Raw genomic sequence first — 14,592 nt, 5'->3', positions numbered from 1 at the left:
GTCTATATAGTTCGGATCAAAATCAGGCTTTGAGACCATGGCAAGGATCTTTCCAGTATCCGGTTCCATAACCACAACAGCGCCGTCATTATATCCCAGTGCATCGTAAGCCGTGCTCTGCAGCGTGGTATTCAGTGTACTTATGACATTGTTTCCCAGACTCTTCTCATTCCTGAGCTTGTTGTATGTCTGCGTGATTATGTTCTGGTTTGATGTCAGGAGATAGTACGCGGAGCTCATCTCAAGTCCCGCCTGTCCGTTGCTGTCATATCCGACAACATGTGCGAACACATTGGAATATGGATAATTTCTGTACTCATTTCCATCATCATCCGTCAATGTCTCCGCAAGGACATTTCCATCGCTGGATATGATGCTTCCCTTCTTTATCTTCTCCGCATAGAGAGACTGTCTCCCATTGTATGAATTGGCGATGAATGTTCTTGAATCCCTCACCATAAACACGATAATATATGCAAACATACAGATAAAGATTATGACAACAAAATATGTTATAACCAGAACAGGCACATTCTTTTTGTCATTTGTCTTCTTGTCCAGAATGTCACTATTCTCCCCAGAATTCATCTGAGTTCGTCTCTTTCCTGTCATATCCTGTCTTTGCTTTGCGCTGGACTGGCTTTTTCTGTTTGCGTTGTTTTTCACCGCTGTTTGACTGACCCCTGACCGCGACTGGGGTCTCTGGCCACTCTTCCCTGCTGATACTTTCCTGTCTGACATTTTTATCAACTCCACTGTTCTCTAATACACATATACCCTGAATTATTCCAAATATAATGAGTGTGCTGACAACCGAACTCACTCCATAGCTCACAAGCGGCAGCGTCACACCCGTAGATGGTATGAACTTCACAACACCGCCAACGTTCAGGAATATCTGGAATATGAAGCATATTGTAAAACCAAAGGCTACATTCTTATAAAAAGCATCTCTTATCTTCATCGATATATTGATGAAATATATGAAGCAGCTCAGATACATAAGAAGCAGGCAGAGTCCAAATATAACTCCAAGCTCCTCACATATCGCAGCAAATATAAAATCACTGGACACGACCGGTATCGATGTCGGAAGTCCCTGGCACAGACCCGTTCCCTCGAATCCGCCCGAGCCTATCGCAAACAGACTCTGTGCAACCTGATATCCACTTCCATCTATATATTCGATCGGGTTAAGCCATGCATCGATTCTCATGGTGACATGGCTGAAATGATTCTTCAAAAGCATATATCCAACCACAGCAAGAACCGAACCTCCGAGGCCTCCGCCTATAAGTATGCTGTGCTTACCAGTGGCAAGGTACAGCATCATGACAAATACCATGAAGAAGATCACCGCACCACCGAGATCCGTCTCAGCCACCAGAACCAGCATGAAAAGTCCTGCTACACAGATCGTTTTCATCATATCCTTAAAGTTCTTTGCCTTTTCAAATGAGCTGGCAAGGAAGAATACGAATATGATCTTGACGATCTCCATAGGCTGCATCGATATTCCGCCTATGCTTATCCAGTTGTTTGAACCATATTTATCAACTCCCACATGCGGGATGAACACCGTGCACAGGAAGCCTATACCAAACACCGCATAGAATATATTCCATTTCTTTATCTGCGGGAACTTTACCACGAACAACGGCACAAATGCCGTCACCACCAACATGATCGTGGCAAATATAAACTGCTTCTTCGCCAGGTCAAAATCAAGTCTTGTCAGCATGACATAACCTATGAGAAGAAGGAATGACATATTGTTCGTTATAAGTCTCGATGAGCCCTTATAAATGGCATGATATGAAACCATATATGTTATGGATACTATCATCTGTAGCAGATAAAATATAAGTATGCTCTTCTTCTCATAATGCAGATATAATGTCAGATAGCAAAGAAAATGTATCATGAACACATAAAATATCTGCACATTAAGCGCCCGCCGTTTCTTATCGGCAGGCACAGGCTTTAAAACCGTAAAGCATTTTACGGTGTATAAAACCATAAAAAATATGATCAAATACTTCGCTATCTCCGTTACTATTGTTATCATGTTTCCACCTTTATCAAAAAATCTTAATCGATTCCTTTGTAATAATGTCCCCTGGTATACTGATCTACAGACATGGATACTGCTTTTTCCCCTGACATGGCAAGCTCCAGACTGTCCATTATATCCTTTACTTTATTAGTATCCTCAATTGTAAATTCAATATAACAGTCTTTACCTGAAATACCGGTTTCAGCCAGTCTGTCTATCATATTTGTAGGAACACCATTATATATAATGTTATAGCAGTGCGCACAGTCATTTCTGACATAGAATCTGTTTCCCCTGTCATCCGTCAGGACATTCCGGGACATCTTCCTTGAGGCACAGCCGTTCATGTAATTGCCTGCTATACAGTTTGCAGTGATCATAACCTTCTGATGACCATAGAGCTTTATGAGTGTATCATATGAAAGACCATGTATCTCATCAAGTGTGAGCTCGTTTGAACACATAAAGCACACATCACCCATATTCTCTCTATAGAAATCAAACGCATTATCATTATACGCATAGAGACTGGCATCTGCGATCACGAGTCCCTTATAGTCCAACTTCTTTAGAATTCCCAGCTCATCATAATTTCTGATCATCACACCGTCAAATGAACCAAGTTCACCGGAAAGGCCTGAATATCTGTCAAGCTCTCTCTGCCGCAATACCTCAGGCAGAGCAAGGATCACTCTGAATCCGGCCTGCTTCAATTCATCTGCATATTTTCTGACATTATAATCTACTATTACATTGCTGACCCATTTATAATTCTTAACAATATTTACATGGTCAGCGTCCGACACTCCAACTGTAACACCGTGAACAGTGTTGTTTTTCACATTTTCAAGAGGTCTTTCAGCGCCAGGCAGGCCAGTTCTTACTGCACCGCCATCCCGCCTGTAACTCTGTGAGATCTGCAGTCCAAGCTGTTCAAGCGCCTCCCGCCTCAGGTTGTTCACTGCGCTTATCTGTACAAACAGGTTTTCAGATACATCAGCAGCTATATCCCCGAGCACATAATCTGTACCGCCTGTCTTTTTGATCTTGTCAACTATCTGTGACTCTGTGACAGGCTTGTTAAGTGCCTGTGTACACACAGGCCCCTCGACTGAGACAGAACACTTTCCTTCTACAGTTGAAAGCTTAAGCTCTAATGGCTGATCCGCATACGCACTGACATGTGCAGCGAGCTCTATCTTCCTGTCGGCATTTATTATATTATTCTGTATATCTTCCAGAAGCTTACCGTTTCTTGTACGGTATACATCATTGAACTTTGCAATGCTCCTGAATGACTTCGCCTTAAGTCTGACATTCTTTCCCGCTTTTGCCGCCACATTGCATGTGAGCTCCACATCACCATTTCTGCCTCTTATCTCAAGGACATCGCCTGCGGATACATTCTCGTCAAGTTTTATATCCACATATGGCTTTTCTACTGCATTCACACGCCCAACCTTAATTCCTGTGTGGTTCGGTCTGCTGTTCGCAAGCATCTTTTTGCCATTGGATGTGTAATAATAACCTGAGTAGAATCCGCCCCTGTTATATATGTCGAGAAGCTTCTTCTCCTGCTCCTCTGCCAGTTTCTCCACTGATTCGCCCGCCAGATAAGCATCTCTGACCTCACGGTACGCAGTCACGGTTGCAGCCACATACTCTGGCTTTTTCATTCTTCCCTCTATCTTGAAAGAATCAATTCCCGCATCTATGAGCCTGCTCAGACTCTTCAACATGCACATATCCTTCAGGCTGAGCATATACTCATTTACATCATTTGAGGCATACTGCTTTCTGCACGGCTGGGCACACCTTCCCCTGTTACCGCTTCTTCCTCCGGCAAAGCTGCTCATCAGGCACCTTCCGGAATAGCTGTAACACATCGCTCCGTGGACAAATGTCTCCACCTCTATATCAACATTTTTCTTGATCTCTGTGATTTCTGACAATGACAATTCTCTCGATGGCACAAATCTGGTCATGCCTATGCTTTTCAGAAACGCAGCGCCCTGTGAACTGGACACGCTGAGCTGTGTACTTCCGTGCAATGGAAGGTCTGGAAACGACTTGCCCAGAACGGAGACAACTCCCATATCCTGTACAATTATCCCATCCACGCCCTGCCTGTAATAAGGCTCCACATATGATGGGAGCCTTTGTATCTCTTCATTCTTAAGCAGTGTGTTGATCGCCATATAGACCTTCACTCCGAATCTGTGACAATAGTCTATGGTATCAAGCAATTCTTTTTCATCAAAATTACCGGCAAATGCCCGGGCACTGAACATACTGCCTCCAAGATATACCGCGTCTGCATATGCATTGACTGCAGCTCTCACCGCCTCCGTGTTGCCCGCCGGCGCCAAAATTTCAGTCTTATTTAACATTTTTCTCCGCTTCAAGTTTTATGATCTGTCTCTGAAGTTCACTTATCTTCTCTTTGTATTCCTCTATCATCTTCTGTGCAGACTCATACTTTATCTGCACCTCGATAACCTCATGTCTCAGATCATATATCTGCTTATCCTTGTCGTCATCCTCGGTGAGCATCTGATTGACCTGATCCTTTGCCTTAAAGTAGTCATCGGCTATATTCAGTGCAAGCAGAACATTCTGATACTCTGCGTTAAATCTCCTGTACGCCTCAGATGACTGACATTCTGCTATCTTGCCATTGATATATGTCGCCACATTCTGGAGATAGTCCTCGCTCTCCTGGCCGCTCAATGTATATACTTTATTGTTGATTACCACCTTGATATCATTCTTCTGTGCCATATCCCATTCTCCTTTACTTATCCTTTATAAATGCATCCAGTCCAAAATGTCTGTAACATAGATCAGTGACAACTCTTCCCCGGGGAGTTCTGTTTATGAATCCATTCATTATGAAATACGGCTCATACACATCCTCTATCGTGCCCGGATCCTCACCAACGGCAGCCGCCAGTGTATCCAGACCGACAGGCCCTCCTGCAAATTTCTCTATCATTGTCATTAATATATTTCTATCGTTCACGTCCAGTCCCATGGAATCGACCTGAAGCTTGTCCAGAGCGGCCTTAGCAACATCGTGATCTATATGGCCGTCATGACACACCTCAGCATAATCCCTGCAGCGCTTGAGAAGTCTGTTCGCAAGTCTCGGTGTACCTCTTGATCTTCTTGCGATCTCAAGTGCACCCTCCTCGTCTATGTCAACTCCAAGAACCTCCGCTGACCTCATCACTATCTCTCTCAGATCGTCATGGGTATAAAATTCCAGCTTGTCCACCATTCCAAATCTGTCCCTTAGGGGAGCCGACAACATTCCGACCCTCGTCGTTGCACCTATCAGTGTAAATCTTGGCAGATCAAGTCTGATCGACCTTGCACCTGCGCCCTTGCCTATCACAACATCTATTGCGTAATCCTCCATAGCCGGATAGAGCACCTCCTCAACCTGTGTGCTGAGTCTGTGTATCTCATCGATAAACAAAATGTCGTTGTCCGACAGATTGTTGAGTATCGCGGCAAGCTCACCGGGCTTTTCTATGGCAGGTCCCGAGGTGATCTTGATATTTACCCCCATCTCATTTGCCACAATGGTCGACAGCGTCGTCTTACCAAGTCCCGGCGGTCCATACAGAAGCAGATGATCCAGTGGCTCATTTCTCTTCTTCGCCGCCTCTATGAATATGTGCAGATTATCCTTGACCTTTTTCTGTCCAATATACTCCGACAGATACTGAGGTCTGAGATTATATTCACTTTTCTGTTCTTCTATGTCCAAGCTTTCTGTTGAAATAATTCTGCCCATTTTTTCTACCTATCTGATCAATAATCTATATCATAAATCTGAGTGCCGCCTTAAGAAGCTGCTCCTCATCCATATCCGCTGAACCATCTACACGCGAAACAGCACGTCCCGCCTCAACACCTGAATATCCAAGTGCTGTGAGAGCCGATATGACATTTGTTCTCACATCGCCTGCAGCGGTCTGCACAGCAACCGAATCATTGTATGCTGCATCTATCATATCCTCCATACTCAGCTTATCCTTGAGCTCCAGAATGATCCTCGAAGCGCCCTTTGCCCCGATTCCATTAGCCTTTGATATGGCCTTTACATCCTCAGATATGACCGCAAGCCTGAGCTCGTTCACGGTGAGTGTTGACAGAAGAGACATGGCTACCTTTGGTCCCACACCACTCACTCCCAGCAGTATCTTGAACACATTGAGTTCATCTGCGTTCTCAAAGCCAAACAGACTTATCTCATCCTCGCGTATATACATGTATGTGCTTACTTTTATCTCTGAATGTACCGGTGGAAGCTTCTCCATAAACTTTCCGGATACCATGAGATGATACCCTATTCCACCACACTCGATCACTATATAATTGTCACCCTTTATTTCAAGTGCTCCTCGAATATATGAAATCATCCGTTAACTTTTCCTGTCCTGTAATATATGACGGTATCTCAAAATCGCATAGAAACCGACATTAAATCTTCGTAATTATATCATATTATTTATCAATTGTGAATATATGTTTGCTTTTTTGAAAAACGACAGCTACTATATATATTGCAGAACAATGCATGTTCTATAATGTACCTTACGCAAGGAACCAAAAGGAGCCATTATGATAATTTTTGAATATACTGAAGACATAAATGTAGATACAGCTCACATATCGGACGAGCTGTCGGATATACTCTATTTTGATATAGAAACAACCGGCCTCAGCGCCAAACGTTCGGATCTCTATCTGATCGGATGTTCATATTTCTCAGACAGTGCATTTCGCACCCAGTTGATATTCAATGACAACGGAACTTCAGAGCCTGAAATGCTGTCCCATTTTGAACAGATCCTAAAGAATCACAAAATACTGGTGTCATACAACGGCGATACCTTTGACATCCCCTACTTGCTGAAAAAGATGGAGCAATTCGACGTGGACACTACGCTTGACAATATACAGAGCGTGGATATATATAGAACAACCAGAAAATACAAAAAGCTTCTGCGTCTGGACTCGGCTAAGCAGTTTGACATAGAGCATCTGATTGACTTCCAGAGAAATACTTTTATATCAGGAGGCGATCTTATATCCGCCTACAAGCATTATCTGAGTTCTCACGACGAATCTCTGCTTGACGATATGCTCACCCATAACCATGACGATATAAGAGGGCTTATATCTATATCTGAATTTGTGAATATCCCTCATATTCCTGATGACTTTCAGATAGATGATATATCCGATACCATCGATTCAATAACATACAACTGTTCCATTCCAAAGCTTCCATGCCGCATAACGGAATCCCTGAATGGAATTCTTGTAAATGCATGTGACACACATATGCATGTGGTCGTTCCAAAGACCCGGGACACCGAAATGAAATACTTCTTCAAGGACTACAAAAATTATTACTATCTACCTATGGAGCACATGGCCATACACAAATCAATGGCGGCTTATGTGGACGATGCCCACAAGGAAAAAGCGACAAAGGACAATGCTTTCACCACCAAGACCGGCAGCTTCATACCCTGTCCACCAGGATTTCACGGAGAGATATTCTATGATACAGATCTTAAAGGAAACCGTTTTCTTTCGGACAGCACCGAATTACACGAAAAATGTGAGCAATCCCACGCCTATATCCTTGCAGTCCTGAACAAACTATTCTGATATAAATATTCTGACATAAAAAAACCGTAGTCATTATCGACTACGGTTTTCTTAACTGTCTATATATCAGATTACTCCTCTGTGTCCTCTGCTACATCATCTGTATACTCTGGAGCTGGAAGTAATTCCTTTACGCTGAGACTGATCTTCTTGTCATCTGCATTGCACTCAACAACAACTGCCTCAACCTCATCGCCTACCTTGTATACATCCTCTGGCTTGTTAACATGCTCATATGAGATCTGTGATACATGGAGAAGTGCGTCAACACCTGGCTCAAGCTCGATAAATGCACCGAAATCAGCCATTCTTGCTACCTTACCTGTAACTACTGTTCCAGGAGCATACTTCTCTGCTGCGTTAAGCCATGGGTTTGTATCATCAAACTTAAGGCTGAGAGCGATCTTCTCGCCGTCAATGTTCTTGATGAATGCCTTAACAGTATCACCAACCTTGAGAACTGACTTAGGATCGTCAACTCTTCCCCATGACATCTCTGAGATGTGAAGAAGTCCATCTGCTCCACCGAGATCTATGAATGCACCGAAGCTTGTAACGTTCTTTACAACACCCTCAACTATCATTCCAACTTCTATTCTATCAAACAGAGCCTTTGCAGCCTCTGCCTTTCTTGCTGCAACGATCTGCTTTCTGTTACCAATTATTCTTCTCTTCTTTGGCTGGTACTCTGTGAGTACAAACTCGATATCCTGATCAAGGTACTTGTCAAGATTCTTCTCATATGTATCTGAAACAAGACTAGCAGGGATAAATACTCTTGTCTCATCGTACATAACGTTAAGTCCACCGCTTACAACCTGAACAACCTTACCTGTAAGGATCTCTCCTGACTCAAGAGCAGCCTCAAGCTTCTCATTAGCCTTCTCTGCAGCAACTCTCTTGTATGAGAGAAGAACTGATCCCTCGCCATCGTTTGTCTTAACAACCTTGGCTGTTATCGGATCATCAACATGTACAAGCTCTGTCAGATCTGCATTAGGTGTGTTGGTATACTCGCTTCTAGGAATAATACCATCTGACTTGTAGCTGATGTCTACCAGAATCTCATCAGGTTTAACATCGATAACTCTACCTTCTACTATCTCTCCTGTCTTGATTGAGACTCTGCTCTCATCATTCTTTAATAATTCTTCAAAATTCATCTCGTCCATCCTACCATGAACCTCCTTAATAATTTTGTTTGGGGTAGATGCCCCAGCTGTAATACCTACCCTACTAACGGATTCAAAAGTAGTCAAATCCAAATCAACGAGTGTCTGTATATAGTAAGTATTCTCACATTCTTTTTTACTAATCTCATATAACTTCTGAGTATTAGAGCTGTTCCGACCACCTATAACAATCATGGCATCTACCTTTGATGCAATCTCCTGCGCCTCCCTTTGACGCACAGACGTAGCATTACAGATAGTCTTATAAGCAGTAACATTATACAATTTATTTCGAATAATATCAACAATATAATTAAATTTTCTGTAATTAAAAGTTGTCTGACTAACTATCGATATATTATCCGCTGTTTTGACCTCTCCGTCAATATATTTTCTTACAAAAGCCTCAGCCTCCTCCTCGGAACCTATGACTACCGGAGGCTCTACACACCAGCCCACGATTCCTTTCACCTCGGGATGGCTTGAGTCGCCTATGATGACGACTGTATTTCCTTTCTGCCCTTCCTCGCGCACTATGTTGTGTATCTTCTTGACAAATGGACAGGTCGCATCTATCACCATATTCCCACCAGCCTCCAGAATGTCATATATCCTTTTCTCAGCGCCATGGGATCTGATTATGACCTTGCTGTCTTTTATCTCAAGCAATTCGTCATCACTGTCGATCACCTGCACTCCGTGCTTTGTAAGGTCACCAACCACCTCTTCATTGTGTATTATCTGACCATAAGTATACACATTTTCCTCGTCAGCATGTTCGTATGCTGTATCCACCGCACGCTGAACGCCAAAGCAGAATCCGGCACTCTTTGCAAGTAATATCTCCATATCTAAACCACCTGTATTACATTCTCTCTCTTGCAAGTCCGACTATAGTGTCTGTAACCTGCTCTATCGTCATATCTGAGCTGTCGATAAGAACCGCGTCATCAGCCCTCTTTAAAGGAGCTGTTTTTCTCTCCATATCCTGCTTATCCCTCTGGATTATATCCTGCTCTATCTTCTCTATATCAATATTCTCAGCGCCCTTTGCGACAAGCTCGTCATATCTTCTTTTGGCCCTCACTGCCGAAGAGGCGGTAAGGTATACCTTGAGCTCTGCTGAAGGAAGTATATTTGTTCCTATATCCCTTCCATCCATGACAACATCATTTGAAGCAGCGAGATCCCGCTGGAGTGACAAAAGCTTTTCCCTGACGCATGGAAGTGCAGATGCCTTTGAAGCCATATTACCGGCAGCCTCAGTTCTCAGCTTTCCTGTTACATTCTCGCCGTTAAGGTAGACCTGCTGTGCTCCATCCTCATATTTTATCTCCACGGAAATGTCCGCTATGCTTTTCTCCACCAGGTTTTCATCGCTGGCAGATATATCGCTTTCTGTGAGATATACAGCCACCGCCCTGTACATGGCACCTGTATCCACATATATAAAACCAAGCTCGCCTGCCGCCTTTTTTGCTATCGTGCTTTTGCCTGCACCTGCAGGTCCATCTATTGCTATATTCATATCTTCGTCTCCCTGTAATTAAATTGACTGTCGTCCACGCCTATTGTAAACTCTCGGAAGCAGAAAGTCCAGCCAGATATCCAGTCGACCACGCCACCTGCAGGTTAAATCCACCTGTCAGCGCATCGATATCCAGCAGTTCTCCGGCAAAATACACGCCCCCCACAAGCTTAGACTCCATGGTGGAAGGATTTACCTCTTTTACGCTCACTCCGCCTCTTGTGATTATAGCCTCATCATATCCCCGAAGCCCCACAAATGTAAGTCTGAATTCCTTCAGCACATCTATAAGTCTCTGTCTTTCTTCCCTGGTCACTGAGTTGACCTTCTTATACGGATCGATACCGGATCTCTCCACAACCACATCTATCATCTTGATCGGAAGCAGATCTCCAAGAGAATTCTTGAAGTCTTTGTTTGCATATTTCTTGAAATCCTTGAGGAGTCTGGCATCAAGCATATCTCTGTCCATAGCCGGCTTCAGATCTATGTACATGTCTATATCTTTTCCAATATACCTGTGTATATATGCGGAGGCCTTGATCACCAGCGGCCCACTTATGCCAAAGTGGGTAAACAGCATCTCCCCCTGTTCGTCAAATATTTTCTTCTTTCCACTGCTTATGTGAAGTGCCACGTTTTTAAGCGACAGTCCCATCATCATGGAGCAGCATTTCTCTTCTATCTCAAACGGAACCAGTGATGGACTTAACGGCTTTATCGTATGACCCATATGTTCTGCCAGTCTGTATCCGTCTCCGGTAGATCCCGTGAGTGGATACGATCTTCCGCCGGTACAAATTATAACAGCATCACAGTATATCCTGTCATTGCCTGTCCCGCCGTTATCTCCTGATACGTCAACACTCTTTATCCTGCCATCCTCTATATTGATTCTTGTAACCTTCGTATTCAAATACAGACTTATATTTTTATTTCTGTTTATAAGAGTTTTGAATGCTCCTATAACGTCTGAAGAATGATCGCTTGTCGGGAACACTCTTCCTCCGCGTTCTATCTTGAGCGGACATCCGGCCTTCTCCAGATAGTCCATTATCATATTGTTGTCAAATGTATAAAAGGAGCTGTACATAAACTTGCTGTTCGTGACCACTGAATTAAAAAATCCGTCAGCGTCACATGCATTTGTCACATTACAACGTCCCTTACCTGTTATAAATAACTTTTTTCCGATCCTGTCATTCTTTTCAATGAGAATGACCTTATTCTTCTGTGCCGCTGTCAGTGCAGCCATTACCCCTGCAGCTCCTGCTCCTATAACCACTATTTTTCCTGTCATATTATCTCCATATATTAAACAAAAGGACAGAGACTCCGCTCGCGGAGCTCCGTCCCTTTTTATGATCATTTATATATCTGACCTTATGAATTCAGTTATTAAACTGGATAAGCTGTGCTGTCCTTGTCAGCAAGTGTGACATCGACCTTCTTATCCTGAGCCTCTCTGTACTTGAAGAAGTCAGTTGCAACCTGTGGGAACAGTGCATATGTGAGTACATCCTCATCCTGCTTCTTGTACTGGATCATCTCCTTCTCAATCTTGTCGAGCTCGTTCTCAAGAAGATCTGCTGGACGGCATGTGATCTGCTTCTCATCGCCGATAACCTTCTTCTTAACCTCTGGATCAACAGGCTTTACTGACTGACCATACTCGCCACGTACAAGTGCCTTTGACTCCTTTGTACACATCTTGTATCTCTCGCCTGTTACAACGTTGAGAACTGCCTGTGTGCCAACGATCTGGCTTGAAGGAGTAACAAGTGGTGGCTCACCATAGTCCTTACGAACTCTTGGAACCTCCTCAAGAACGGCCTCAAACTTATCCTCAGCACCCATCTCCTTGAGCTGTGATACGAGGTTTGAAAGCATTCCACCAGGTACCTGGTAGAGAAGCGTCTTAACGTTAACACCAAGAACCTTTGGATTTAAGAGACCGCTTGCGATCCACTCTTCTCTGAGTGGTCTGAAGTAGTCTGCTATCTCAGCCAGAAGCTTCTGATCCAGACCTGGATCAAACTCTGTTCCCTCAAATGTCTTGGCCATAACCTCTGTTGCAGGCTGTGATGTACCAAGCGCAAGAGGTGAGATTGCTGTATCGATGACATCACATCCAGCCTCTACAGCCTTGAGGTATGTCATTGAAGCTACACCTGATGTGTAATGTGTATGAAGCTGAATTGGAAGGCTTGAACCATCCTTGAGTGCCTGTACAAGCTCTGTAGCCTTATTTGGAACAAGAAGTCCGGCCATATCCTTGATACAGATTGAATCTGCTCCCATATCCTCGATTCTCTTTGCCATATCCTTCCAGTAATCCAGAGTATATGCATCACCGAGTGTATATGAAAGAGCTACCTGGGCATGTCCACCCTCTTTATTACAAGCCTTAACTGATGTCTGAAGGTTTCTAAGATCGTTCAGACAGTCAAATATTCTGATGATATCAATACCATTTGCGATTGACTTCTGTACGAAATACTCTACAACATCATCTGCATAATGACGGTATCCGAGGATATTCTGTCCTCTGAAGAGCATCTGCAGCTTTGTATTCTTGAATCCATCTCTGAGCTTTCTGAGTCTCTCCCATGGATCCTCCTTAAGGAATCTGAGTGATGCATCAAATGTTGCACCGCCCCAGCACTCTACTGAATGATAACCAACCTTATCCATCTTGTCGATGATAGGAAGCATCTGCTCGGTTGTCATACGAGTAGCTATAAGTGACTGATGCGCATCACGCAGTACAGTTTCCGTAATCTTTATCGGTTTCTTATCTGCCATTTTATCGTCCTCCTATATAATTTCATTGCCTAAATTCTTAATTAAATTCCAAATATTGCAAGGAATGTACCAGCTGCTACGGCTGTACCGATAACACCTGCAACATTTGGTCCCATAGCATTCATCAGAAGGAAGTTTGTAGGATCATACTGTGCTCCAACCTTCTGTGATACTCTGGCTGCCATTGGAACGGCTGATACACCAGCAGAACCGATAAGCGGATTAACCTTGCCCTTTGTCGCCCAGCACATGAGCTTACCGAAGAGAACTCCGGCTGCTGTACCAACTGCGAATGCGACAAGACCAAGGAATACTATCTTAAGTGTACTCATCTTAAGGAATGCCTCTGCACTTGTAGAAGCACCTACTGAAGTACCAAGTAAGATAACTACGATATACATAAGAGCGTTTGAAGCTGTCTCTGTGAGCTGCTTAACAACGCCGCACTCTCTGAAGAGGTTACCAAGCATCAGCATACCTACAAGTGGTGCTGTTGTTGGAAGTATAAGAACTACCACAAGTGTAACGATGATAGGGAAAAGGATCTTCTCGATCTTGGTTACAGGTCTGAGCTGTGGCATTCTAACAAGTCTCTCCTTCTTTGTTGTGAGAGCCTTCATGATAGGTGGCTGTATAACAGGTACAAGTGACATATATGAATATGCCGCAACTGCTATAGGTCCGAGAAGTGTTCCACCCATGCCGAGCTTACCGGCAAGGTAGATAGATGTAGGACCATCTGCACCACCGATGATCGATATAGCCGCAGCCTCTTTGCCGTTGAATCCCATAAGGAATGCAAGGAAGTAAGCTGTATAGATACCGAACTGAGCTGCAGCGCCGAGCAGGAAACTCTTCGGGTTCGCGATAAGCGGACCAAAGTCTGTCATGGCACCTACGCCCATGAATATAAGTGAAGGTAAGATACTCCACTCATCAAGCAGGTAAAAATAATGTAACAAGCCGCCCTCTGCCATAATATCTGGGAACATGTTTACAAGAAACATACCAAATGAGATAGGGACAAGAAGAAGTGGCTCAAAGCCCTTTCCGATTGCAAGATACATGAAAGCAAACGCTATAAGGATCATAACGTAATTCTTCCAGTCAAGACTTGCAAAACCGGTCTGATTAGCTAAATTTGTCAAAACGTCAACTATTGTGCTGCCCATTTAGTTGTTTCCTCCTATAAGATTTATTCTAATTCAAGCAATTAGTTGAGTGTTGCAAGTGTGTCGCCTGACTCAACACTAGCGCCTACTGTAACATCTATGCTTGCGATAGTACCATCTTCCGGAGCAACAACTTCGTTTTCCATCTTCATAGCCTCAAGGATAAGG

At 43.6% G+C, this 14,592-nt stretch carries 13 protein-coding genes; 1 reads left to right on the top strand and 12 read right to left on the bottom strand.

Features of this window, described 5'->3' with window-relative positions:
* From ABUA34_RS11675 to ruvA, 6 genes are all read right to left on the bottom strand, one after another.
* Nucleotides 1-588: penicillin-binding transpeptidase domain-containing protein (locus tag ABUA34_RS11675; RefSeq protein ID WP_349823365.1), on the bottom strand; the 588-nt coding region annotated here is incomplete at its 3' end.
* Nucleotides 569-2,068 (bottom strand): FtsW/RodA/SpoVE family cell cycle protein, encoded by a 1,500-nt coding sequence (locus ABUA34_RS11670; RefSeq protein ID WP_022216511.1) that lies wholly within the window; start codon nt 2,066-2,068, stop codon nt 569-571. The genes ABUA34_RS11675 and ABUA34_RS11670, both read right to left, overlap by 20 nt.
* A 23-nt stretch (nt 2,069-2,091) precedes the next feature.
* Nucleotides 2,092-4,446, bottom strand: coding sequence for a peptidase U32 family protein (locus ABUA34_RS11665; protein ID WP_173795422.1), 2,355 nt, complete (start codon nt 4,444-4,446; stop codon nt 2,092-2,094).
* Nucleotides 4,436-4,837: a cell division protein ZapA gene (locus tag ABUA34_RS11660; RefSeq protein WP_015534892.1), complete on the bottom strand. Its 402-nt coding sequence runs from the start codon at nt 4,835-4,837 to the stop codon at nt 4,436-4,438. The genes ABUA34_RS11665 and ABUA34_RS11660 overlap by 11 nt, the downstream gene beginning before the upstream one ends.
* Nucleotides 4,838-4,850: 13 nt before the next feature.
* A complete protein-coding gene (gene ruvB / locus ABUA34_RS11655) occupies nt 4,851-5,858 on the bottom strand; it encodes a Holliday junction branch migration DNA helicase RuvB (protein ID WP_022216513.1) in 1,008 nt (335 codons plus the stop codon).
* Nucleotides 5,859-5,883: 25 nt separating this feature from the next.
* A complete protein-coding gene (ruvA, locus tag ABUA34_RS11650; protein ID WP_349823364.1) occupies nt 5,884-6,486 on the bottom strand; it encodes a Holliday junction branch migration protein RuvA in 603 nt (200 codons plus the stop codon).
* Between the two features lie 202 nt (nt 6,487-6,688).
* Between ruvA and ABUA34_RS11645 the strand changes: the two genes are divergently transcribed.
* Nucleotides 6,689-7,747, top strand: coding sequence for a ribonuclease H-like domain-containing protein (locus tag ABUA34_RS11645; RefSeq protein ID WP_055222596.1), 1,059 nt, complete (start codon nt 6,689-6,691; stop codon nt 7,745-7,747).
* 71 nt (nt 7,748-7,818) lie between these two features.
* On the opposite strand, the gene ABUA34_RS11640 is transcribed toward ABUA34_RS11645, so the two are convergent.
* From ABUA34_RS11640 to ABUA34_RS11615, 6 genes are all read right to left on the bottom strand, one after another.
* On the bottom strand, nt 7,819-9,768 hold the full coding sequence (locus ABUA34_RS11640; RefSeq protein ID WP_349823363.1) for a bifunctional 4-hydroxy-3-methylbut-2-enyl diphosphate reductase/30S ribosomal protein S1: 1,950 nt from the start codon (nt 9,766-9,768) through the stop codon (nt 7,819-7,821).
* 16 nt (nt 9,769-9,784) lie between these two features.
* Nucleotides 9,785-10,447: a (d)CMP kinase gene (gene cmk, locus ABUA34_RS11635; RefSeq protein WP_349823362.1), complete on the bottom strand. Its 663-nt coding sequence runs from the start codon at nt 10,445-10,447 to the stop codon at nt 9,785-9,787.
* 40 nt (nt 10,448-10,487) lie between these two features.
* The gene (locus ABUA34_RS11630; protein ID WP_349823361.1) at nt 10,488-11,747 is read right to left on the bottom strand and encodes a BaiN/RdsA family NAD(P)/FAD-dependent oxidoreductase; all 1,260 of its coding nucleotides are present in this window, start codon (nt 11,745-11,747) and stop codon (nt 10,488-10,490) included.
* A gap of 98 nt (nt 11,748-11,845) precedes the next feature.
* Nucleotides 11,846-13,252: an oxaloacetate decarboxylase subunit alpha gene (locus ABUA34_RS11625; protein ID WP_015534888.1), complete on the bottom strand. Its 1,407-nt coding sequence runs from the start codon at nt 13,250-13,252 to the stop codon at nt 11,846-11,848.
* A gap of 41 nt (nt 13,253-13,293) precedes the next feature.
* The gene (locus ABUA34_RS11620) at nt 13,294-14,424 is read right to left on the bottom strand and encodes a sodium ion-translocating decarboxylase subunit beta (RefSeq protein WP_055222592.1); all 1,131 of its coding nucleotides are present in this window, start codon (nt 14,422-14,424) and stop codon (nt 13,294-13,296) included.
* Nucleotides 14,425-14,465: 41 nt separating this feature from the next.
* On the bottom strand, nt 14,466-14,592 hold a 127-nt coding region (locus ABUA34_RS11615), incomplete at its 5' end, for an acyl-CoA carboxylase biotin carboxyl carrier protein subunit (protein WP_349823366.1).

The sequence above is a fragment of the Coprococcus sp. RTP21428st1_C9_RTP21428_210409 genome (assembly GCF_040227395.1).
GTDB classification, from domain to species: domain Bacteria; phylum Bacillota; class Clostridia; order Lachnospirales; family Lachnospiraceae; genus Coprococcus; species Coprococcus aceti.
This window is presented reverse-complemented; position numbering and strand designations above follow the sequence as displayed.

Coding starts and splice junctions, on each gene's coding strand:
- ABUA34_RS11670 (WP_022216511.1), bottom strand. CDS start 2,068: ATGATAACAATAGTAACGGAGATAGCGAAGTATTTGATCATATTTTTT.
- ABUA34_RS11665 (WP_173795422.1), bottom strand. CDS start 4,446: ATGTTAAATAAGACTGAAATTTTGGCGCCGGCGGGCAACACGGAGGCG.
- ABUA34_RS11660 (WP_015534892.1), bottom strand. CDS start 4,837: ATGGCACAGAAGAATGATATCAAGGTGGTAATCAACAATAAAGTATAT.
- ruvB (WP_022216513.1), bottom strand. CDS start 5,858: ATGGGCAGAATTATTTCAACAGAAAGCTTGGACATAGAAGAACAGAAA.
- ruvA (WP_349823364.1), bottom strand. CDS start 6,486: ATGATTTCATATATTCGAGGAGCACTTGAAATAAAGGGTGACAATTAT.
- ABUA34_RS11645 (WP_055222596.1), top strand. CDS start 6,689: ATGATAATTTTTGAATATACTGAAGACATAAATGTAGATACAGCTCAC.
- ABUA34_RS11640 (WP_349823363.1), bottom strand. CDS start 9,768: ATGGAGATATTACTTGCAAAGAGTGCCGGATTCTGCTTTGGCGTTCAG.
- cmk (WP_349823362.1), bottom strand. CDS start 10,447: ATGAATATAGCAATAGATGGACCTGCAGGTGCAGGCAAAAGCACGATA.
- ABUA34_RS11630 (WP_349823361.1), bottom strand. CDS start 11,747: ATGACAGGAAAAATAGTGGTTATAGGAGCAGGAGCTGCAGGGGTAATG.
- ABUA34_RS11625 (WP_015534888.1), bottom strand. CDS start 13,252: ATGGCAGATAAGAAACCGATAAAGATTACGGAAACTGTACTGCGTGAT.
- ABUA34_RS11620 (WP_055222592.1), bottom strand. CDS start 14,424: ATGGGCAGCACAATAGTTGACGTTTTGACAAATTTAGCTAATCAGACC.